The sequence below is a fragment of the Bacillus sp. SIMBA_005 genome, assembly GCF_046535585.1.
Taxonomy (GTDB): domain Bacteria; phylum Bacillota; class Bacilli; order Bacillales; family Bacillaceae; genus Bacillus; species Bacillus pumilus.
This window is the reverse complement of record NZ_JAWRWI010001152.1, coordinates 1-237: the sequence shown is the minus strand read 5'-3', so window position 1 is coordinate 237 and position 237 is coordinate 1. Positions and strand designations below refer to the sequence as shown.

At 67.5% G+C, this 237-nt stretch carries 1 protein-coding gene; it reads right to left on the bottom strand.

Features of this window, described 5'->3' with window-relative positions; all coding sequences use genetic code 11:
• A partial coding sequence (locus SB660_RS23730; protein WP_410585055.1) for a hypothetical protein occupies positions 1-221 on the bottom strand: 221 nt, incomplete at its 3' end.
• Between the last annotated feature and the right edge of the window lie 16 nt (positions 222-237).

Here is a 237-nt window from a genome sequence, read left to right as displayed (position 1 = left end):
AGTCGCCAGTCCTCGCCCCGCGCGCCCCGGTAGTAGAGCTTTATCGCATTGTCCGAGTCGGCACCGGCGGAGAACCGGACCTGGCCATGGTTGTCGGCCAGGAAGCCCGCCCGCGTCACCGGCGAGCGTCCCAGGCTCACCCGGCGACCGTTGCTCGTATCCAGGCGCTCGATCGTGCTGGTCACCGGCTTGTCGGAGAACGGAGTGATCGACACCAGCACGTTGTCCGCATCCACC